The sequence below is a fragment of the Nostoc sp. DSM 114160 genome (assembly GCF_053470305.1).
Window position 1 is genome coordinate 1,561,876 of the sequence record NZ_JBPFGO010000002.1, and the last position, 21,623, is coordinate 1,583,498.

Below are 21,623 nucleotides of genomic sequence, written 5' to 3' on the forward strand. Positions count from 1 at the left end.
TGAATTAACTCCTAACTCCTCATTCTTAACTCCTAACTATTTCTATGTCCCATCCTCTCTACATTGCTTTTATCTGGCATCAACATCAGCCGCTGTACAAGTCCCCTGGCAGCGGCGTTTCGCTATCTCCCAGTCAGCAGTACCGTCTCCCTTGGGTACGCTTGCATGGAACTAAAGATTATTTGGATTTGGTATTGCTCTTAGAGCGGTATCCTAAGTTACACCAAACGGTGAATTTAGTTCCATCGTTGATATTGCAACTCGAAGATTATATTGCTGGCACTGCTTTTGACCCTTACCTCACAGCCAGCTTGACACCGGATGAGCAACTCACCCAGCAACAGCGTGAATTTATTATCCAACACTTTTTTGATGCCAATCACCATACCCTGATCGATCCTCATCCCCGCTATGCCGAGTTGTACCAGCAAAGGCAGGAAAAAGGGCAAGCTTGGTGTTTAGCAAATTGGGAATTGCCAGATTATGGTGATTTGCTAGCTTGGCACAATTTGACTTGGATCGATCCGCTGTTTTGGGATGACCCGGAAATTGCTGCTTGGTTAAAAAAGGGTCGGAATTTTACTTTAAGCGATCGCCAGCGCATTTATTCTAAACAGCGAGAAATTCTTAGCCGAATTATCCCCCAACATCGGAAAATGCAGGAGGCGGGACAGCTAGAAGTTACCACCACGCCTTACACCCACCCGATTTTACCCTTGCTAGCTGATACCAACTCCGGTCGGGTAGCTGTGCCCAATATGACACTACCAAAGCAGCGCTTTCAGTGGGAAGAAGATATTCCCCGCCACTTGCGGAAAGCTTGGAACTTTTATAAAGAGCGCTTTGGACAGATACCTCGTGGTTTGTGGCCTTCGGAGCAGTCCGTAAGTCCACAGATACTTCCACACATTATTAACCAAGGGTTTAAGTGGATATGCTCAGATGAAGCCGTCTTAGGGTGGACGCTGAAACACTTTTTTCATCGGGATGGAGCGGGGAATGTAGAGCAACCAGAATTGTTGTATCGACCCTATCGCCTGCAAACCGCCGAGGGTGATTTATCAATTGTATTTCGCGACCATAGATTATCAGACTTGATTGGTTTTACTTATGGTGCAATGCCTGCAAAAAAGGCAGCCGCCGATTTAGTAGGACATTTGCAAGCGATCGCTAAAATGCAAAGAGATAGTCATAGCGAACAACCTTGGCTAGTTACCATCGCTTTGGACGGCGAAAATTGCTGGGAATTTTATCCCCAAGATGGCAAACCTTTCCTAGAAGCTTTATATCAAAGTTTGAGCGATGAACCTCGCCTCAAACTCGTCACTGTCTCCGAATTTCTCGAAGAATTTCCAGCCACAGCCACCATTCCGGGAGGACAACTACATAGCGGTTCTTGGGTAGATGGCAGTTTTACCACTTGGATCGGCGACCCCACCAAAAATCGTGCATGGGATTATTTGACAGAAGCTAGAATTATGCTTGCAAATCATCCCGAAGCGACGGAAGAAAACAACCCCGAAGCGTGGGAAGCATTGTATGCCGCAGAGGGTTCCGACTGGTTCTGGTGGTTTGGTGCAGGACACTCCTCAAATCAAGATGCCATCTTTGACCGATTGTTTCGAGAACATCTGTTTGGCATTTACAAGGCATTAAATGAACCTGTACCGCCCTATCTCAAGCAACCAGTAGAAATCCACGAAGCACAGAAAAACCACACCCCACAAGGATTTATTCATCCCGTCATTGATGGTAGGGGTGATGAGCAAGATTGGGACAAAGCTGGACGCATAGAAATCGGCGGGGCGCGAGGGACGATGCACAATAGTAGTGTCATCCAGCGACTTTGGTATGGGGTCGATCACTTAAATTTCTATTTACGGCTAGACTTTAAAAGTGGTGCTGCACCAGGACGGGATTTGCCAACAGAATTGAATTTGTTGTGGTTCTATCCAGAAAAAACAATGGTCAATAGCCCAGTTCCCTTGGCAAATGTACCAGATGCAGCCCCACTGAATTACCTTTTCCACCATCTTTTAGAAGTTAACTTGCTGACGCAATCGATTCAGTTCCGGGAAGCGGGAGACAATCATCAATGGCATCCCCGTTTCAGTCGCGCTCAAGTAGCAATAAATAGTTGTTTAGAGTTGGCAGTACCGTGGGCAGACTTGCAAGTTCCACCAGATTATCCTCTGCGTCTGATTTTGGTGCTTGCAGATGAAGGACGTTTTTCCAACTATTTGCCAGAAAATGCTTTGATTCCCATTGAGGTGCCTTAACATTTAATATTCTTGGTGTTATACCATTTCACGAAATACATATTTAGGGGCGTACATCTGTATGCCTCTACAGATGATTCATTGATGTTACAAAGATTTTTGAAAATCATATTTATTTAATTTTTTTAGTCTTAAATATATTTGGCTATGTTCAAACTATATATTTAGACTAGGTTTCAGAACGGAGAGGGCAGGGTGGTTTCATACGAAAAAAGAAAAATACATAAGTCTTGATTTCTCATGTATAATCATAGATTTTGACCCCTCTCCAAACCTCTCCCCGAAGCGGAGAGAGGCTTTGAAACCCATTTTTAGTTTTTCTCTCGTTACATAAAACCACCCTGGGTTTCAGAACGGAGAGGGGGGGATTCGAACCCCCGTTAAGTTTCCCTAAACAGACTTTCCAGGTCTGCGCCTTAAACCACTCGGCCACCTCTCCAGGTGTCACAAGTTCCGATCATACTATAAAATCCCAGAAAATGCAAAGATAAAGAAAGATATTCTAGATTGAATTTGATAGTCCTAATCCCAAAACGCAAATCCAGATGTCCCGTACATACACAATTAAAGTTCGCGATCGCGCCACTAACAAAACATACACCCTACAAGTGCCAGAAGACCGCTACATCCTGCACACTGGCGAAAAACAAGGGGTGGAACTACCGTTTTCCTGTCGCAACGGGGCTTGCACTGCTTGTGCTGTGAGAGTGTTATCAGGAGAAATTTACCAACCAGAAGCGATCGGCTTGTCGCCAGATTTACGTAAGCAAGGTTATGCCTTGTTGTGTGTGAGTTACCCCCGTTCTGACTTGGAAGTAGAGACGCAAGATGAAGATGAAGTCTACGAACTCCAGTTTGGACGCTATTTTGCTAGGGGAAGAGTTAAAGCAGGTTTACCCTTAGATGAGGAATGAAGAACAATTCAGAATTCAGGAGTCAGAATTCAGAATTCTGTCTCGATAAACAATTCAAAATCACCGAATTTTTGATGCCTGTAAATTTTGGTGAGTGGGTGCGAAAAATAGCGATTTTGGCTTGCTTATTGCTCTTGGTGAGTTGTCAAGGTAAAAACCAGCTGCCGAACAATGAAGCCCAGGTGAAAGTAGCGCGGGTAGTTAGTGGGCAAAGTTTGGAAGTTTTGGGCATGGCTGAACAACCAAATTTGATTTCCCAAGTGCGGTTAGTGGGTGTTGATGCACCAGATTTGCGACAACGCCCTTGGGGGGAAGCAGCAAAAGAACAGTTAGAGAATCTAATTGGTGGTGTAGAACAATCGGTAACGCTGGAGTTTGATTTAGAAGCAAAAGACAAAATCGGGCGAACTCTAGCTTATGTGTGGAAAAATAAGGTGTTATTGAATGAAGAATTAGTTAAACAAGGAAATGCAATGTTTGTAGGGCGATCGCCTAACCATAAGTATGACCTGCGTTTAGAACGTGCCCAACAATGGGCTAGACTCATGGGGCAAGGAATCTGGAACCCAGAAAAGCCCATGCGCCTCACTCCCGCCGAGTTTCGCCGCCAAAATCTTTGAGGAGCAGGGGGCAGGGAGCAGGGAAAGCAGGGGGCAGAGGAGCAGGGGAGCAGGGAAGCAGGGGAGGCAGGGGGGCTGGGGAAAAGGTTAAAGGTTAAAGGGAAAAGGAATAAATTTAATCTTTCCCCTTTTCCCCTTACCCCTTTCCCTTTCCCCATACCCAATGACAAATGACAAATACTTCGGCTTCTCTTCGAGACGCTACGCGAACGCTCAGTACAAGTGACAAATGACAAATGACAAATTTACAAATTTTTCTAGATATTGCGACAGAAGCGGCCTTGGCTGCTGGTGCTATTTTGCAAGGTTACTTGGGTAAGTTAGAAGATGCAATTATTGAAAAAGGACGCTCTGGTGATTTAGTCACAGCTGCTGATAAAGCTTCAGAAGAGTTAATTTTAGAAATTTTGCGTTGCCACTTTCCCCAGCATTCGATCCTCGCTGAAGAATCAGGGAAATTAGGTAATCAACAGAATGAGTACCTCTGGGCAATAGATCCTCTCGATGGCACAACCAACTACGCTCATCAATACCCATTTTTCGCCGTTTCCATCGGGCTGTTAATTAATGGTGTTCCCCAAGTTGGTGTAATTTATGACCCATTCCACAACGAGCTATTCCGTGCTGCTGCTGGCTTCGGGGCAACGCGTAACCGTCAGCCCATCAAGGTTTCATTAACATCTGAACTGAGTAAAAGCCTACTAGTAACAGGATTTGCCTACGATCGCCGCGAAACCTCTGATAACAACTACGCAGAATTTACTCATCTTACCCATCTTACCCAAGGAGTTAGACGTAGCGGTTCGGCATCGCTCGATTTGGCTTATGTTGCCTGTGGACGTGTCGATGGTTACTGGGAACGGGGACTTTCTCCTTGGGATATTGCTGCTGGGATAATTTTGGTACAAGAAGCCGGGGGCAAAATCACCGCCTACGATGGTACTGCTGTCAAAATTGAGTCAGGTAGAATTCTTGCTACAAATAGTTATATTCACGACTCTCTCAGTAACGAACTTTTACGGGTTCCGCCACTGTCAGCTTGGGTGTAACAAATGGGGGCTTTCTCTACGACTTTGGGTACACTAAAAGCAATCTAACTGCTCCCTTGGTGTAAAACTCTATATGTCTTTCAAAATAGATCGTGGACTATTTAAATATGATTTCATAGATCATCACGCAGTGCTGTGCGCTCCTGTTGATGCGGATGTCAAAGAAATTCGCAAACGCTATCTCCAAGTCGCCCGTCGTTTGCACCCAGACAGTAGTCTTACTGAAACGGCTGCTCAAAAACATCTCGGTAATGAATTGTTATCAAAGCTGGTTAACCCGGCTTACGAAAAACTCTCTGGCGATCGCACTCGCACTGAATATATTCTAATTTTGTCGCAAATTGGCAAGCGTCTGGTACAAGAATCGACTGCGGTAACTCTAAATACCGACTTGGCTAAACAGTTAGTTGAGGCAGCTAATATCGATCATTTTTATAAAACTGCGATCGCAAAACTAGCCCAAACTCAATATGATTCTTTAGAACAAGCACTGCAAGTCATTGCCCAAGCTAGTGAGTTGAATTTAGTGTATTTAATGCGGAGTGCGGGTAAAGCATCCGCCGCGCCGCCACCTGTTCAACCCAAAGTTCAATCAGGTACACCTCAACCAAATACAGCAAAAAATACACCACCACCAGCAGCACCAGCAGCACCAAAAGAAGACTTGATTGTAGAACAGTATATTCGTCGCGCTCAATCTTTGATTGACAAAAACCAATTTGCCCCAGCCAAAGTAGAGTTGCAAGAGGCCCTGAAGCTAGAACCGAAAAATAGTCGCTGTCATAGCTTAATTGCAATGGTGTATTTGAAGCAAAATCAGCTAAAAATGGCCAAAATCCACTTTGACAACGCTCTAAAATTAGATCCCAGTGACGAAACGGCTCTACAATGGAAACCTAAAATAGATAAGGCTTTAGGACAACAACCTAGCGATCAGAAGGTGACTTCATCCCCCAATAATGGAGATAAGCAACCAGATAAATCTGGTAGTGGTTTGTTCGGTGGTTTGTTTGGTGGGAAGAAAAAATAATGGTGTATCAACCAGCAGCGGGAGCCAGGGATTTATTGCCCTTGGATGTGGAGAAAAAACGCTGGATTGAAGATCGGTTACAGCAGGTGTTTCACCGTTGGGGATATCACAGGATTATCACCTCGACTTTAGAGCGGATGGATACCCTGATGGCGGGGGAAGCAATCCAGCGTCAGATGGTGATTCAACTACAACAAAATGGTGAAGATGATGAATTAGGACTACGTCCAGAATTAACAGCATCTATTGCTCGTACTGTTGTCACTCGGATGGCTGGTGTCACTTATCCACAACGGTTGTATTACAACGCCAATGTGTTTCGTCGCACTTGGGAAAGTAGGCATAATCGCCAGCAAGAGTTTTATCAAGCTGGGGTGGAATTGTTAGGTGCTGGCGGATTGTTGGCGAATGCCGAAGTCCTGCTGTTAGTAGCAGATTGTTTGGCAGCATTGGGTTTGCAGGGATGGCATTTAATTTTGGGTGAAGCGGGAATTACCCGATCGCTCCTGAGTGCCTTTCCTGCTAATTTACAGGATCGAGTTCGTAGTGCGATCGCTCATCTTGACCGCATCACCATAGATAATTTACCCCTAAGTGACAAACTCCGCGATCGCGCCCAAATCATCATGGATTTGCGCGGGCCAAGTACAGATGTGTTGCAAAAAGTTAGTAGTCTGGATTTAGATGAAGAACAGCGAGAGGCAGTGAATAACCTCAAATCCCTAGTAGAATTACTAGAATCAGAGAAAAAATTTCCGTTGATCCTCGATCTGAGCCTGATCCAAACCATAGATTACTACACTGGTATTGTATTTGAAGTTGTCAACGATACCGAATCCCAAGCCAGAGTTTTAGGGCGCGGTGGTCGCTATGACCAGCTTTTGGGGCTATATCATCCTCAAGGAGAAAACATTCCCGGAATTGGTTTTGGACTAAGTATCGAAGATTTATACCAAGTTTTGTTGTCTACTCAGCAATTACCACAAGAAACTCCAGCGACTGACTGGTTGGTAGCACCAGAGACAGCTAGTGCTAACGCCGCCGCCTTTGTCTATGCGCAAAAACTCCGAGATTCTACTGATTTGGTGCGAGTAGAAATTGACTTAGGAGGAAGAGATGCAGAAGCGATTCGCCAATATGCAAGCGATCGCCGCATTGCCCAAATTGCCTGGATCAAAGCTGATGGTTCACCAAAAATAGAACCATTACGTTAACTAAGTTGGGCATTGGGCATGGGCCAAACAGGGCATGGAGAAGAGACAAGGTAGACAAGGAAGAGGGGGGAGACTTGGGAGAGATTCAAGAATTTCCCCTTGTCTCCCTTGTCCCCTGTCCCCTTGTCTCCCCTGCTCCCACTTCGGCTACGCTCAGTGACCACCTGCTCCTCGGTCACTGAGCGTAGTCGTTCGCGGAGCGTCTCGCAGAGAAGTGCTGCTCCCCCTGCTCCCCCTGCTCCCCTGCTCTCCCCTCCCCTGCTAGTCTAGAAAGAGCCGATACAGAAGAGAGGGAATCGAGAACATGCCGCATACAATTGTTACAGAAGTCTGTGAAGGTGTTGCAGACTGCGTAGATGCTTGTCCAGTAGCTTGTATTCATGATGGCCCAGGCAAAAATGCCAAGGGAACAGATTGGTACTGGATTGACTTTGCCACTTGCATCGACTGTGGTATCTGTCTCCAAGTTTGCCCTGTAGAAGGGGCAATTCTTCCAGAAGAACGACCAGAGTTGCAAAAAACTCCGTAATAGTCCATAGTCAACAGTCAATAATGATGTTTGACTTGACCGTGCCAATTTTAGATTTTAGATTTTAGATTTTAGATTTTAGATTTTAGATTTTAGATTATTCCGGTTCATGCTCCGTCCGTTCGCGTAGCGTCTCGTAGAGAAGTCAAGCGGAACAAATCCAAAATCCAAAATTTAAAATCATTTTGCCCCGTACCCTACTTCGACTACGCTCAGTACAAGTTGTGGTCGGGGGTCAATCCAAAATCCAAAATTTAAAATCCAAAATCGATTGATCAATGACAAATACTTCGGCTTCGCTCAGTACAAGTGACCAATGACTAATGACTATTTATTAGAAGTTCAAAATGTTCGCGCTGGATACATCAAAGATGTAGATATCCTGCAAGGTGTGAATTTTCAGGTTGCACCAGGAGAATTGGTGACAGTGATTGGCCCCAACGGTGCAGGTAAATCTACTTTGGCAAAAGCAATTTTTGGGCTTTTGATCCCCCACACAGGCACAATTACTTTCAAAGGTGAAAATATCGTGGGGCTAAAGTCCAATCAAATTGTCCAACGAGGAATGTGCTACGTACCGCAAATCGCCAATGTTTTCCCTTCTCTAAGTGTTGAAGAGAATTTGGAGATGGGTGCTTTTGTGCTTAACACTCCCCTGAAACCAATTAAAGATAAAATATTTACTATGTTTCCGAGATTAAGCGATCGCCGTCGTCAACGTGCTGGTACTCTCTCTGGAGGAGAACGCCAGATGCTAGCGATGGGTAAGGCTTTGATGTTGGAACCTAGTTTGCTGATTTTAGATGAGCCATCTGCTGCTTTGTCGCCGATTTTGGTGACACAAGTGTTTGAGCAGATTAAACACATTAATCAGGCAGGTACTGCGATCGTATTAGTAGAACAAAATGCCCGTAAAGCTTTAGAGATGGCTAATCGTGGATATGTATTAGAATCGGGACGTGATGCGATCTCCGGCCCTGGTGAAGAATTGTTGAATGACCCGAAAGTGGGTGAGCTATATCTGGGAGCAGGTAAGAGACATTAACCCTTTTTTATCACTCTTGCCCCATTCAACATAACACCAGCTTAATATCGGAGCTTCACCAGTCTATAGCGATGACTAGGTTGGGCTGCGCCGACGCTATCTATAACTAATACAAAAGCCATAACATTACCTGCCACTGCCGCGACCGTCGTTTTCGATGCTCAAAGAATTCTCCCTAATAATCCGTTTCTGATCACATCTACAGCTAGTCGAGAGGCAAAACAGGACATTCATTCAGGAAAAACTGACTAAAATCTAAATTACCCGGATTTACCAAAATCCTCATTCACAATGACGCTCTCTACGAGACGCTAAAAGCGTAGCTTGCTTCCCCGTAGGGGTACGCAGACTCGCTTGCCGCCGGCGCTGACGCAATTCTGAATTACGTTATGGATGAGTATTTAGACCCCAACCATAAATTAAATGTATGGGTATCCAAAAATATATCGGTCGAATTAAAGAATCTGGACGGACTATTCGCCGTCATAGCAGTTTTTATATTGGATTATATGGATGGATATAAAAGATTCCTACGAATTAGTTGCCGAATTATTTATACTAAGTCCTAACAAGCACCAGTACTACCAACAAGGACAAAGGGCGATGAGGCTTCTTTTATCTTGCATCCTAGCCCAAGTTGTAGCCCCGTAAGCTTGCACAGAGACGTAAAGGACAGAGAAAGAAACTTTCTAGATTCTTAGCGTCTCTGGGATTATTTTTATCTTGGGCGTCCCAATGTAGTGATATATAAAACAGCTTCACCAGTAGGAATGCCTAAAACTTCATTTACTTGGTCGTCAAAGAATCCACCGATACCACTGACGCCTACATTCAGGTGCATTGCTGCTAAATTCAGGCGTTGTCCCAAATGACCGGCATCCATGTGTAAGTAACGGTAAACGCGATCGCCATATTGTGCGATCGCAGCTTTCAAATCGGCTGTGTGAAATAATACCGCTGCCGCATCCCGTCCTAATTCTTGTCCCAAACAGAGAAAATGTAACTCTCGCCGAAAGTTTTTAAACCGGATTTGGCGTAATTCTTGGGCTTTGGGGGCGTAATAGTAACAACCCGCCTCCAGTCCTTTGACTCCGCAAACAGCAATGAATGTTTCGATTAAATTTAGATCGAAGTAGTCTGGAGAAATATCTAAGCTTTGGTCGATGTAATTTTGCGGTTGGTAAGTGAAATCGAGTAAACTTTTCAATTCATCGAAGCTTAAATCATCACCATTGTAAGCGCGGGTAGAGCGTCGCTTATACATAGTGGTTTCCAGTTCTGATAGTTTTTGTCCCCAGTTTATCGGTGCGGTGGTGGTGGGAATTTTTAAACAGAAAGGAAAATTGTATTTATCCTCTAAAGATTTTTCTTGTTTAATAGTTGGTAGATTAAGATTACCAGTTACACCTGATTGGATCTGGGTATGTTGATGGAAATATGTTAGTAGTTCGCCATCAGGGATTTGAGGATAACTGGTTTCAGTAGCGGAAGGTAAAGCAGTACATCCCAATGGTAAATTTTGATTAATATCTAACAAGTCTGCCAGAGGTAAGACAGCGATCGCACCTTCTTGTTGCGGATCGATATAAAGCAGATCGTTAACCGATTCATCGACAAAGCCGCCGATTAAATGGGGGCGATAATCAGTAACCGCACCAGCTAACTCGATATTACCCAACAGATGTCCCGTATCCAGAAAAATCCGACGGTAAGCCCGATCTTCATAGCGCCACGCAGAACGATAGAATACCGCAGTCACAATAATTGCCAATTGGGTATTTTCTAAAGAAGGATGCCAAAAACAAGCTGCTTGCAGAGTTTGCCAAACATCACTTTCCCAATAATGCATGAGAGAATGAGATCGACACTGGTAATTATATAGACCAGACGGCAAAAACGATGTACCACGGGAAACCACATACACCTCAGCAGGGTATAATCCACCTGCACTAGGAGCAGCGCGTAAATACACTGCACTACCCATAGAAGGCATTCTCGCTGTCAATCCATAACTGCGAAACAATAGCCGTGAAAGTCTTTGCCACCATTTAGCATCTGGATTATTAGCATAAGCCTCTGCTTTTTCTTGGATATAGGGTTTGAGATCAAAAGTAGAGCCAATTTTGTACTCTTTAAAGGGTACTGGCTGTTTAGTCCAGTCTAACCGCTGGCTTTTAGAGGCGAGAGTATCAGGGTTGTATTTAGTCCGTTCGTGATAATGCTGGGCAATCGATTGGTGTAATTCTGGCATAGTACTTTTAATATCCTTGAGGCATCCTTTTCTCGATCTTGGCATTCATTAGCCTCATTATTTCGTGTCAATTGGTACAATCTTCAGAGTCATAAAGTGGTAGATGATAACAATTGAATTGGGCATGGGGCATTGGGTATTGGTCATTTGTCATTTGTCATTAATTATCTATCCTCCTCTGCTCCTCTGCTCCCCTGCTCCCACTTCGGCTACGCTCAGTGACCACCTGCCCCTCGGTCACTGAGCGTAGTCGAAGTGCTGCCCCTCTGCCCCTCTACCCCCCTGCTCCCCATCTTCTTTCGCAGTACCATATAAACGCAAAACTATCTAAGCCTGGATGTGCAATGATGCCTGTACGTCAAACTTTATCAAAGCCTGATATCCAACTTTCTTATTTAGAATGGAATCAAGGTCAAGAACCTTTACTGCTGTTACATGGCTTAGGCGATCATGCTTTGGTGTGGTCTAGTTTAGGAGATTACTTGGCGGCGGATTACCACATAGTTGCGCCAGATATGCGGGGACATGGCCAAAGTAGTAAACCAGAGATAGATTATAGCTTTGAAAGTGCGATCGCAGACCTTGAAGCGCTTATGGATAGTCTTGGATGGACTTTTGCCCATATTGTAAGTCACTCTTGGACAGGTAAATTAGCCGTCATCTGGGCAAGACAAAACCCAAAGCGTTTACGGAGTATAATTCTCGTCGATCCGATTTTTATCTGGAAAATGCCCAGTCTTTTCAGGGTAACTTTCCCGATGTTATATCGCTTCTTGCCTTTTCTTAAAAGTATGGGGCCTTTTGCCAGTCAAGAAGAAGCCGAACAACAAGCACGGCAATTAAAGCAATATCAAGGATGGACTTCTTTACAAAAGCAAGTCTTCCAAGCAGGAATAGAACAAAAACCCGATGGAAGTTGGGGCAGCAAATTTACTATAGCCGCCCGCGACGGAATTTTTGAGGCAGTCATGCAAGTGCCCGGTTTTACAATTCCCCTTGACATCCCTGCCCTATTCATTCAGCCAAAACAAGGATTAAACCGCCAAAATTGGCAAATTCAACCCTACAAAACCTATCTTCAAAACTTACGTATCTGCCAAGTTCCCGGCAATCATTGGCCGTTTTTGACACAACCAGAGGCATTTAACCAAACTGTGGCAGCTTTCTTGGCAGAACACAGATCAAAAATCTCATGATTATTAGACGGGATTAGTCATACAGCAACAGAAGAATTAATAGGAGCGATGTCTAGGGGGATTAGGCATTGGGAATTGGACAAACAGGGCGTTAGGAGTGCTGAATTAGGAGTTAGGAGTTAAGAGTTAAGAGTTAGGAGTTAGGAGTTTTGTTTATCTCCTTGTCCCTTTGTCCTCTAACTCCCTCATTCCCTCACTCCCTCATCTCCCTGCTCCCCCGGTTACTGAGCGTTGGTCATTGAGCGTAGCCGAAATGAGTCGAAGTATGCTCCCCTGCTTCCCCACTCCCTACTCCCCACTCTTCTGTCATGAGCCTTTGTATCAATCCCGTTTGCCCTAAACCAAATCACCCGAATAATCAGCAAAACCGCTTTTGTCAAAGTTGTGGTTCCCATCTAGAATTGCTAGGGCGTTATCGGGTGACGTGCCTGTTGAGTGACAAAACAGGTTTTAGTAAAGTTTATGAGGCATACGAACAAGATACCCCCAAAATTCTCAAAATACTCAAAGAAGATTTATCAGGCGACGCCCAAGCAGTAGAACTATTTCAGCAAGAAATAACGGTGTTGGGACAATTCAAGCATCCTGGAATTCCCAAAGAAGATAGTTACTTCCAGTATCAAACCCGAAATGGTTTAGTGTTGCATTGCATTGCAATGGAAAAAATCGATGGCTACAACTTAGAACAGTGGCTACAGCAGCAAAATAACCCCATATCCCAAGAACAAGCCATAGACTGGTTAAGACAATTGATAGAAATTTTAGATGTAGTACATAGCAAACAGTACCTACATCGAGATATTAAGCCATCTAATATTATGGTTAGACCCTCTCTTGAGAAGGATTGGGGGAATCTAGTACTGATTGATTTTGGCACCGCCAGTGAAATTAAGAAAACCTACCAAGACCAACTAAGCAATGGCGACAAGATGACAGCACTTATGTCATCTGGCTACAGCGCCCCAGAACAAATGAATGGTCAAGCAGCACCGCAGTCAGATTTCTTTGCTTTGGGACGCACTTTTGTATTTTTGCTGACAGGATATCATCCTTTGGAGATGTATGATATCCAGCAAAATTTGTTGCACTGGCAAAATCATGCGGCCCATATTTCACCCTTACTATTGAATTTAATTGATTGGCTAACAGCATCAGATATAGAAAAACGTCCTGCCAGTACTCAAGAAATATTGCATTCCCTAGAAGAAATAGAAACTCAATTAACAGGCACGACTCCGACAAATAGTAATATCCTAGAATCTTCTAATTTTAAGCATTTAACTGTAGATATTAATCACAACTCATTATCTCCAAATAAGCAGTCGGAAAAAGTGCCGTTATTAGCATTTTTTGCAGTTCTATTAGTAATATTAGGGTTACTTAGTATAGTTACTTTAGCCACACGCAAATCAGATTTGCCTGACACATCTTATTACAGACAATATCCAGAAAAAAAAGGTAATATAGATTACTTTTCTTATCAAAAAGGTAAGGATAGTCAGGGAAGAATAGCTGAATTTAATATAGCGGTTTTATCACTAAAATATAAATGGCTTTTAGGTAGCAACTTTCAAATTAAATCCAATGATGAAATTATTAGTGTTGACCTTTTAAAGTTGAATTTAGAACAAGAAGGTATAGAAAATATAATGCAAGCTCCCAATGAGATTATCTCTGTCGGTACAGCTTCTTGTAAAGGTGATAGATTAATTCAAGAACGTGTGGCTTTAGAACGTTCTAAACAAATACAACTTTTGGCTAAAAAATTATTTATTAATACACCAAGTGTCAAAATTGATCGCTTATTGAATTTGGGTCAATTCCAACGGAGTGATTGTCAGGCAAATCAGGATTTAACGACATATCAAACAAGTGTGATAATTATTGGTGTGAAAAGAGAATCATCAAGTGTCATTCTTGACGAGGCGCTACGGAATAGGTTAGAAAAGAAGCCTTTTGCTGATTTTAAATTAGAAGATTATTCTTTGGGATCTGCACAGAAGTTCAAGACTATACCGAGCAATTTATAAAATCTCTAGCAAAGTAAAATCAGTATATAGGCATATCTCTTATGGCTAGAGCAGCAGATATCAGCACCAAATACTGTATTTGTCTTTGTTGACAGATTACTAGTAGCATCTTCCCAACTAACTAGGACGGTTATTCGCACCGTGAGTTTTTAGGATGATTTGTCAAAATAAATGATAACTGGAGGTTCAAAATATGAAATTTTCAATCCAATCACTTTATACCTGGTATCGCAGTGTACTTCGTAACCCCAAATACCGTTGGTGGGTAATTTTAGGAACGTTGGTTTATTTGGTCAGCCCATTTGATGTTCTCCCAGATTTTATACCCGTTGTGGGAGAGATTGATGATGTTTTCCTCTTGACTCTGCTAGTTGGTGAGGTGTCTGGGCTAGTGATTGAAGGCTGGAAAGCTCGTAAGGGTGAGGTGGGTACTGAAGTACCTAATACTACTGAGGGTTCTACCTCTAGCTCTAGTGGAAGCACTATTGATGTTGATGCTGTTTCTGTTAAGTAGTTTTAACAACAAAATAAAATTGAATAAACCCCTGCTTTTGGCGTCTTAAAGTAGGGGATATTTTTTTAACGCAAAGGAACGCGAAGGGAAGCGCGGAGGATCGCAGAGGATGAGATAGAGTGACAGGGAGAGTTAGAGGTTGTTAGCTACGCGTTTAATACCTTCTTTGAGGTGGAGGACGTTAAAGTTAAGGAGAAGACCTAGTTTGCAATTTGCTAGTTTGAGATAGGTTAGGAGTTGAACGGAGTGAATTGGGTGGAAGGACTCTACAGATTTAATCTCTACAATTACTTGGTTTTCGACCATCAAATCTAATCGATAAACACATTCCAATTGCACATCTTGATAAACTAAGGGCAATGGAATTTGTTTACCAACACTTAACCCAGCCTTCTTCAACTCATAATCCAAGCACTCCTCATAAGCCGACTCCAATAAACCAGGCCCCAAAGCAGTATGCACCCTCATCGCACACCCAATAATCACCCCACTCAACTCATTCTCTCTCATCCTCTGCGTTCCTCTGCGCTTCCCTTTGCGCTCCTCTGCGTTTAAAAATCCTTCACAAATTCCGTCAAGAACCTGAACGCCTTCAAAATATAACTAGCGCAATCTCTAGGAGAAGTATTGTAAAACGATCGCCATGCACTCGCCTTATCCTCATCATAGCGATCGCTACGTTGACTATGATTCTCTAACCACGCCAATCGCACTGCATGACCGATTAATACATCCAACACAATATATCCTTCAATTTGCAGCTTGGGATTATTAGCCGCGATCGCTCCTAATTCGATTAATGCTTCAATATTAACTTGGCGGTATTCTGGAGCTTCGATTTTATTCAGCAAATGCTCAACTAACAGCGCAAAATTCCTTTCCCCGGCTGTCATTTCCGACAGCATTATCTCACTATCTAAACGATTGCGGCGCTCTAGTTTATCGCCAATTACTAGACCCTTGCAATGTTGCATTAATAGCCAAACTTGTTTAAAAAATTCTTTTGGTACGCGCCCCGTCGCACCCTCGGCTTGGCGAAACCGCCGCCAACCACCGGGCGGAACTTCTATCCCTTCGGCGATTCCTGGTGACACTACCCAAGCAATATCACTTTCTTTTTGTTTGACGTGCAGCGATTCTTGCTGGCGCAACAGGTTACTCATACCAGTATATCCAGTTAATACCTGACGCAAGCGTACTTTAACTTCAAAGGGTGAAAGTTGCATTAAGCGATCGTAAGCTTCATCTTGAGTGACATGCAATTCCCGCGCTAGTTCGCTGGTGATTAATAAGATCAGATAGCCGACTCTCAAGGTTAGTAGTCCTTGGAATAGTTCGGGTTCTGAGCGAATTAAAATACCAACATAGATTAAAATTTCTTGTGTGAGGACGCGATCGCGGATATCCTCACGACAAAAATGATTAATTTTATCGGCAATTTCATCGTGAGACATGGGTACGCTAATCAAGGAGGCTTCGCTGTAAGCTTTACCCACAGCAATTTGCTTACCCCGCACCAAAATACTCGTTACTGCATCTGATAGGCTGATATCAACCATTTGCCGTAATCCCGCAGCCCGACGCACTACTGCCCAAATGCCTAAATCTCCAGCTTTGGTGTAAACTTCATCTAGTAAATCGCCTACGGTGACAGGATATCCTGGGCCACCATATCCTGTATCAAATTTCATTCCCTGCAAGCGAGTTAATGTTTGCAATAACTCGATTTGCTCGTAGATATTCTCTGATGAACGCAAATAAGAAAGCAATGACCCCAAGTTAGTTTCGTATTCCATTTGAAATTCTTGGGTATGTCCTAAGCGCCAGTTTTTTTCAGGATGATAAGCTAAATAATAGCAATGTGGGCTAGCATTTTTTACTGGCGATCGCGAGAATTCTGCATTTGGTAGAAAATCAATTCTTTGGATTCCGGCTGTTAACATTAGCTGATTTAGCCGCCCTAATTTCACCCGCACGCCGTTACAAATACCATCTTTAAGTTCTTGCATCAATTCTAGTAATGCTTCCGAACCTGCTTCTAACATGGTGTGCGTCAACATTAAAGTCAGAGTCGGACGCCCTAAATCGCTCCAATATTTTTGAATGTAAGCTAGTTCGCTTCTAATTTGATCCAGCAAAAAATGGTAATCAAGAGTTAAGTAAAATTGTTGAGAGTCAGAAAAGGAAGGCAAAAATACAATTGTTTCACCACGAATCCGAAAGATTCTAGATGTTGTTAAACTTCGCAGCCGCCGCACTGGCCGTCCAGTTAAACCAAGTTTGTCGTTACGTCCAATTTGGGTATAAATAGCTGAAAATTCTTCAGCTTTTCTCACCTGAATTGGTTCTACTTGGGTAGGCGTTTGCGCTTCAATTCCGTGAACTTCTAGTTTCGTTTGTAAATCTTCATCTTCTGCTAACAAGGCAATTTGTACCAATGCTTCGCGCTGTTTGCCCACACACAAATGTCTTCCTAAAGGATCGATATCACCAACTGCGATTAAACCTTCACTCAACATTTCACCAAGAAAATATAAACTCTGCGCCCACACCAAGGGAATATTTTCATTGGGCAAACGTGGTTGCGTTTGAGGTGTTAATTTTTCTGCCTCTATGTTTTCTGCCAAAACATAATAAAGTTCTGGCAATAAACGCAAAGCATTTTGTTCTATAAGTAATGATTCTAAAAGATTTTGGTATTTTTTAACTTGTTCTCGATCGCCGCGAAATAATCCGTCTAGAACTAAATAAGTGAAAAATAACGGCCATTCGCATTCAATATGCTCAAATTGCTTGAGTTCCCACGGTTCGTAGTGCAAACGTTGATTATCTTCTAAAACCGTTTGGTGTCCATCGCGCAAAAAGCGTTTGCAGCCGTATTTACCTGCAAGTTTGTTGATAATATCGTTTAAGGTGCGATCGCGTAACTCCAAATCTTCTACTGCAAAGGCAGGATAACTAATAATACTTAACAGCGCCGCATCAATTTCTTTGGAACCAGATTCTCTGGGTAATAGCGATTCTAGAGTAATTCGGGCACGGGCGATTTCATCTGGTAGCACATGAATTACCGATGCTTGACTACCACGCACACCAAACAAATCCAGTCCGTTGATAGCTTCTAAAGCAGCTTTTGCCATACCTACAGAACTGGCATTTAATTCAGCATTTCCCCGATTAATTTTATTCCCTCGTTCCCAAATACCGTAATCTGGCGTGCGGTAAGCTCGTCCAATGTAGTAAACCAAATTTTGGACGAAATTTACTTCATCAATCGTATAAATTATTGGCAATCCCGCAGCCGTCATTTGTGCCAACATCAGCAAAAATATAGATGTGGCATCAAGTTGCAAATGTCCCCATTCGTCATCACCAACAACAATGTCACCCGTCGCGGTATTGTATTTGGCGTGCAGTCCATCTAGTAGCGACTGAGTATGTTTAAATGTCTCTACTTTATGAGCCTGTCGCATCATCGCAAATAACAACCCACGCATCAGTTTGATGACACTGTGTTCTAGTTCATAGGTGCGTCCTTTGTCGTCGTCAATTTTGCGGTATGCAAGTCCCTAAACCCCAAACTGCCAAAATGCTGTAAACATTGTCTCGCACCCAGGCATCTGTATAATCGCCGTGGGCTGTAATCGCTGTGCTTGCAGGTAGTAAACCCGTAATCGGATTTTGCCGAGTCAGGATGATTGTTTTGATTTGCTGGTAGTAATAGTCTAGGCGAGTTAGCAATTTGGTAGATGTTTTCATGGTTTGGTTCAGAACAACTTGCAAAATTCGACCCTATGACTGTGAACTGAATTACCTAAACCAAGTCAGAACAAGCTCTGTAATGGTTGATGGAAGAACAGCGGAGGGTAGTAAGTTTATTATTATCTCCTGTTAATAGGTTTCTAGGTACTTAATTTTAGTGATTCCGAACTAAAATATGATACTTACTCAAACTCTTCCTGGTATCTGTAATATTTTATACTTAGATTATAATTTTTTTAAGGCATAATCAATTATTTTTGTTGATAGTTTAAATTAGATAAACGAGTGCTAATTTCAGCGCGCGATCGCCGAACGTTTAGGATGTTATGAAGCGGAAAGAATTTATTACGATATCTTTTACAGCACTACTACTGAAAGCAAAGAACTTTTGCAAGAATTTCCAAGTGAACACGAATCAGAGATCGGTTCATTAGCTATCAGTAATAAGTATTTGATATCTGGAGATCGTGATGGAAATGTTAAACTTTGGCAATTTACTGCCTAAGAGAGCATTTATAAAATTTTTGTTTATATATCTAAGTATAGAGAAAACTAGACACACCCAAGAGCGATCGCTAAAGCTCAAACACCTTACCGCGACTATGAAGTGAAACCTGCTAACCCATTTCTGATTATTCGTAGTCCAGGTGACTATGCATGAAGTTGCTTGATGTCAAATACTACTTGTATAGATGTGGTAAGACTCCAGACTAACTCGAAATTTGGTAGATGTTTTCATGGTTGGGTTTAGAAATACTTGCAAAATTTGACGCCTTAAAGGAGCGGGTTTCTTGCACTTGGGCTATGGAGAATGGGACATTGAGATGGGATTCTATGCTGTAGAGCATAGGGAAACGTAAATCTTCTGTAGAAATCTCGATCTCTGCGTGGGTGGAAAAATTCCTCCCAAGAAGTCCTTAGAAAGAGGAACTCTCAAGAGTTATTCAGTACTAGGATGAGGTTAAAAAATCAAGAGCGCTTAACTCCGAAGGATGAGCTTATGGTAGTCTAAACTAAATCACTACTTTGAGGTTATGCTTATGCTGGTATAAAGTAAATCATTTTTTAACAAAAATATTTATTTAAATAAATATAATTTTAATGTAGATATGTTTTAAGATTGATGTGTTTGTGTTAAATATTCAGCAAATAATTGCAGCTACGAAAGGGAGGCTATCCTCAACTCAATCAAGTTTGATAAAAATAGGGTTTATGCACTTTACAAATAAATCATTTTGTGCATGTACATCAAGACTTCAGCCTTTTACAAAGCATATTTTATTAGTTGCGTAGACAGCATTTACCGCAGGCATCGCAAAAATCTACCTAGAAGCCTTGAAAAGCATAGTTGCTATTGTGCCTTCCTTGTCAATGCTTAAGTCATAAAAAATTAATCAGTTTTTTGACATAAATAAATATCCTAGTTTGCTTTATTAAACCTTAAGATATTTACTAAAAAATAGTTTCATAAAAACTTATTATTTCACTTATTAACATAAATAATTGAAGCTCTGATTTAGACTAATATTAACTTGTTGAAAAAGCAATACTTGTTATTGCTGTGAATGAATTAGGTAATTAATATTTTATCAAAAATAGCAGAAGATAGAATCAAGGGCGTAAATATATAAATAAATTAAAAGTTTTTTATCCAACATTTTGATCGTTTTTGAGAAAGAGAAATTTTAATCTTAAATAGGAGTAACACAATGAAAACAGTTGGGATGTATCGTCGAGCTTATCCGAGAGTATCAGAAACTTTTATCGGAGAACAAGCACATAATTTACAAACATACAAACCGTTATTTCTGACTTGTAAACTATTAGCAGATATTCCTTTTGACAATATTGCTATTAGTAATAATGACCAATGGAAGATTAAGCAATTATTTCATATAATTTCTGCTTCACCAAATATGTTTGGAAAAGAAGCTGAACTAAAAAATCTAAAATTAATTCACGGACATTTTGGGCCAGATGGGATTTACGCAATGCGATTGGCAGAAAAATTAAATATTCCTTTCCTCGTTACATTTTACGGTTTTGATATCACCGTTTCGCGTCAATCTATGTGGCTGTCAGGTAATCCAGCATTCTATCAATTTCTTTTGCATGAAGAAGAATTAAAACAAAAAGCATCTAAATTTATCGCTTTTTCTAGTTTTTTGTATAAAAAGATGATTGAATATGGTTATCCTGAAGATAAAATTATTAAACTAAATAGTGGGATAGATTTAGAAAAATTTGCCCCAGCCAGTGAATCAAAAGGTGAAAGATATATTTTATGTGTAGGCAGACATACTGAAAAAAAAGGAATTGATACCCTATTAAAAGCCTTTGCCCGGATTGCCAATAAGCATCCAGATGTGTCAGTTATTCAAATTGGAAGTGGCACAATGACTGAAAACTTTAAAAGTTTAGCAGAGGAGCTTGGTATTAGTAATAGAGTCAATTTTATGGGGGCAAAACCTTATGAAGTGATTCAAAAAACTATGAGAAATGCAGAAATATTTTCTTTACCCAGTCAAACAGCAAAAAACGGTGATAGCGAAGGTTTACCCCTTTCAATATTGGAAGCCGCCGCTTCTGGTTTACCAATAGCTTCTACCTGGCATAGCGCTATCCCTGATGCTATTTTAGATGGAGAAACTGGCTTTTTAGTTGATGAAAAAGACGATCGCTCTCTCGCGGAAAAATTAGATATTCTTTTGTCCGATCGGGCTTTAGCTAAAAGTATGGGTAAAAAAGGACGAGAGTTTATTTGCGAAAATTTTGATATTCGCAAGCAAACTGCCAAGCTAGAAGCTATTTATGATTTAGTAATCAGTTAACGACACTCAAGTAAGAGTATCTCAATTTAGATCGCTGAACCTCAAGCATTTGTTAATGAGCAGAAGTTTTCTGATGACTTGTTTAGAGACAACTCCCCTTTTTTTAGCCATCCGTATGGTTATTTATTCGCGATCGCCAGTTTTCACAGATTAGATCGGTGGAAAAACTTACTCTGATTAGAGAATAATTCCTCAAAAATCAGGGTAGCAAGCTCAAAAATGCACATAAAGCTACTAAAGATATAAAATTTTCTCTGTATCTACCGGAGAGCGCTGTTCCGGGTTAGGATGATGACTAGCAATGCTTTAATTTAGCTATCGATATTGATTTGTTGAAATTTTATGGACCATAGTCCACA

At 41.8% G+C, this 21,623-nt stretch carries 14 protein-coding genes, 1 tRNA gene and 2 pseudogenes; 13 read left to right on the plus strand and 4 right to left on the minus strand.

The annotated features are described in order from the left end of the window. Window positions 1–44 precede the first annotated feature (44 nt). The gene (locus NSTCB13_RS23860; RefSeq protein WP_445630486.1) at window positions 45–2,279 is read left to right on the plus strand and encodes a glycoside hydrolase; all 2,235 of its coding nucleotides are present in this window, start codon (window positions 45–47) and stop codon (window positions 2,277–2,279) included. Window positions 2,280–2,633: 354 nt separating this feature from the next. On the opposite strand, the gene NSTCB13_RS23865 is transcribed toward NSTCB13_RS23860, so the two are convergent. After that, window positions 2,634–2,718 (minus strand) — tRNA-Ser (locus NSTCB13_RS23865). Between the two features lie 106 nt (window positions 2,719–2,824). Here NSTCB13_RS23865 and NSTCB13_RS23870 point away from each other — a divergent pair. The 8 genes and pseudogenes from NSTCB13_RS23870 to NSTCB13_RS23905 all read left to right on the plus strand — a co-directional run. Continuing rightward, window positions 2,825–3,193, plus strand: coding sequence for a 2Fe-2S iron-sulfur cluster-binding protein (locus NSTCB13_RS23870; protein WP_445630485.1), 369 nt, complete (start codon window positions 2,825–2,827; stop codon window positions 3,191–3,193). Window positions 3,194–3,267: 74 nt separating this feature from the next. Continuing rightward, the gene (locus tag NSTCB13_RS23875) at window positions 3,268–3,813 is read left to right on the plus strand and encodes a thermonuclease family protein (protein WP_445632050.1); all 546 of its coding nucleotides are present in this window, start codon (window positions 3,268–3,270) and stop codon (window positions 3,811–3,813) included. Between the two features lie 236 nt (window positions 3,814–4,049). Beyond that, the gene (locus tag NSTCB13_RS23880; RefSeq protein WP_445630484.1) at window positions 4,050–4,862 is read left to right on the plus strand and encodes an inositol monophosphatase family protein; all 813 of its coding nucleotides are present in this window, start codon (window positions 4,050–4,052) and stop codon (window positions 4,860–4,862) included. A gap of 73 nt (window positions 4,863–4,935) precedes the next feature. Beyond that, window positions 4,936–5,892, plus strand: coding sequence for a J domain-containing protein (locus NSTCB13_RS23885; RefSeq protein WP_445630483.1), 957 nt, complete (start codon window positions 4,936–4,938; stop codon window positions 5,890–5,892). Beyond that, complete coding sequence (locus NSTCB13_RS23890) at window positions 5,892–7,106, plus strand: ATP phosphoribosyltransferase regulatory subunit (protein WP_445630482.1); 1,215 nt, start codon at window positions 5,892–5,894, stop codon at window positions 7,104–7,106. The genes NSTCB13_RS23885 and NSTCB13_RS23890 overlap by 1 nt, the downstream gene beginning before the upstream one ends. A gap of 304 nt (window positions 7,107–7,410) precedes the next feature. Then, on the plus strand, window positions 7,411–7,635 hold the full coding sequence (locus NSTCB13_RS23895) for an indolepyruvate ferredoxin oxidoreductase subunit alpha (protein ID WP_104907250.1): 225 nt from the start codon (window positions 7,411–7,413) through the stop codon (window positions 7,633–7,635). 316 nt (window positions 7,636–7,951) lie between these two features. Continuing rightward, window positions 7,952–8,680, plus strand: a complete 729-nt coding sequence (locus NSTCB13_RS23900) for an ABC transporter ATP-binding protein (RefSeq protein ID WP_445630481.1) — start codon at window positions 7,952–7,954, stop codon at window positions 8,678–8,680. A 418-nt stretch (window positions 8,681–9,098) separates the two neighbouring features. After that, window positions 9,099–9,331 (plus strand): annotated as a pseudogene (locus NSTCB13_RS23905) (IS4 family transposase); the annotation flags it as partial. Between the two features lie 67 nt (window positions 9,332–9,398). Here the strand turns inward: NSTCB13_RS23905 and NSTCB13_RS23910 are convergent. Next, window positions 9,399–10,931: a SagB/ThcOx family dehydrogenase gene (locus tag NSTCB13_RS23910; protein ID WP_448274212.1), complete on the minus strand. Its 1,533-nt coding sequence runs from the start codon at window positions 10,929–10,931 to the stop codon at window positions 9,399–9,401. 347 nt (window positions 10,932–11,278) lie between these two features. Between NSTCB13_RS23910 and NSTCB13_RS23915 the strand changes: the two genes are divergently transcribed. The 3 genes from NSTCB13_RS23915 to NSTCB13_RS23925 all read left to right on the plus strand — a co-directional run bounded on the left by NSTCB13_RS23915 (window position 11,279) and on the right by NSTCB13_RS23925 (window position 14,671). Beyond that, complete coding sequence (locus NSTCB13_RS23915) at window positions 11,279–12,127, plus strand: alpha/beta fold hydrolase (protein WP_445632048.1); 849 nt, start codon at window positions 11,279–11,281, stop codon at window positions 12,125–12,127. Between the two features lie 308 nt (window positions 12,128–12,435). Continuing rightward, window positions 12,436–14,157 (plus strand): protein kinase domain-containing protein, encoded by a 1,722-nt coding sequence (locus NSTCB13_RS23920; RefSeq protein ID WP_448274037.1) that lies wholly within the window; start codon window positions 12,436–12,438, stop codon window positions 14,155–14,157. Between the two features lie 193 nt (window positions 14,158–14,350). Continuing rightward, window positions 14,351–14,671, plus strand: a complete 321-nt coding sequence (locus NSTCB13_RS23925) for a YkvA family protein (RefSeq protein WP_445630479.1) — start codon at window positions 14,351–14,353, stop codon at window positions 14,669–14,671. A gap of 132 nt (window positions 14,672–14,803) precedes the next feature. Here NSTCB13_RS23925 and NSTCB13_RS23930 read toward each other — a convergent pair whose 3' ends face one another. Together NSTCB13_RS23930 and NSTCB13_RS23935 are read right to left on the minus strand one after the other, a co-directional pair. Further along, on the minus strand, window positions 14,804–15,181 hold the full coding sequence (locus tag NSTCB13_RS23930; protein ID WP_445630478.1) for a GxxExxY protein: 378 nt from the start codon (window positions 15,179–15,181) through the stop codon (window positions 14,804–14,806). A 41-nt stretch (window positions 15,182–15,222) separates the two neighbouring features. Beyond that, a pseudogene (locus tag NSTCB13_RS23935) lies at window positions 15,223–18,430 on the minus strand (glycoside hydrolase family 15 protein). Window positions 18,431–20,142: 1,712 nt separating this feature from the next. Between NSTCB13_RS23935 and NSTCB13_RS23940 the strand changes: the two are divergent. Beyond that, complete coding sequence (locus tag NSTCB13_RS23940) at window positions 20,143–21,264, plus strand: glycosyltransferase (protein ID WP_448274038.1); 1,122 nt, start codon at window positions 20,143–20,145, stop codon at window positions 21,262–21,264. Window positions 21,265–21,623 lie beyond the last annotated feature (359 nt).

Excerpts from the sequence above, each read along its gene's own strand:
- NSTCB13_RS23860 (WP_445630486.1), top strand. The coding sequence starts at position 45 with ATGTCCCATCCTCTCTACATTGCTTTTATCTGGCATCAACATCAGCCG.
- NSTCB13_RS23870 (WP_445630485.1), top strand. The coding sequence starts at position 2,825 with ATGTCCCGTACATACACAATTAAAGTTCGCGATCGCGCCACTAACAAA.
- NSTCB13_RS23875 (WP_445632050.1), top strand. The coding sequence starts at position 3,268 with ATGCCTGTAAATTTTGGTGAGTGGGTGCGAAAAATAGCGATTTTGGCT.
- NSTCB13_RS23880 (WP_445630484.1), top strand. The coding sequence starts at position 4,050 with ATGACAAATTTACAAATTTTTCTAGATATTGCGACAGAAGCGGCCTTG.
- NSTCB13_RS23885 (WP_445630483.1), top strand. The coding sequence starts at position 4,936 with ATGTCTTTCAAAATAGATCGTGGACTATTTAAATATGATTTCATAGAT.
- NSTCB13_RS23890 (WP_445630482.1), top strand. The coding sequence starts at position 5,892 with ATGGTGTATCAACCAGCAGCGGGAGCCAGGGATTTATTGCCCTTGGAT.
- NSTCB13_RS23895 (WP_104907250.1), top strand. The coding sequence starts at position 7,411 with ATGCCGCATACAATTGTTACAGAAGTCTGTGAAGGTGTTGCAGACTGC.
- NSTCB13_RS23900 (WP_445630481.1), top strand. The coding sequence starts at position 7,952 with ATGACTAATGACTATTTATTAGAAGTTCAAAATGTTCGCGCTGGATAC.
- NSTCB13_RS23910 (WP_448274212.1), bottom strand. The coding sequence starts at position 10,931 with ATGCCAGAATTACACCAATCGATTGCCCAGCATTATCACGAACGGACT.
- NSTCB13_RS23915 (WP_445632048.1), top strand. The coding sequence starts at position 11,279 with ATGCCTGTACGTCAAACTTTATCAAAGCCTGATATCCAACTTTCTTAT.
- NSTCB13_RS23920 (WP_448274037.1), top strand. The coding sequence starts at position 12,436 with ATGAGCCTTTGTATCAATCCCGTTTGCCCTAAACCAAATCACCCGAAT.
- NSTCB13_RS23925 (WP_445630479.1), top strand. The coding sequence starts at position 14,351 with ATGAAATTTTCAATCCAATCACTTTATACCTGGTATCGCAGTGTACTT.
- NSTCB13_RS23930 (WP_445630478.1), bottom strand. The coding sequence starts at position 15,181 with ATGAGAGAGAATGAGTTGAGTGGGGTGATTATTGGGTGTGCGATGAGG.
- NSTCB13_RS23940 (WP_448274038.1), top strand. The coding sequence starts at position 20,143 with ATGAAAACAGTTGGGATGTATCGTCGAGCTTATCCGAGAGTATCAGAA.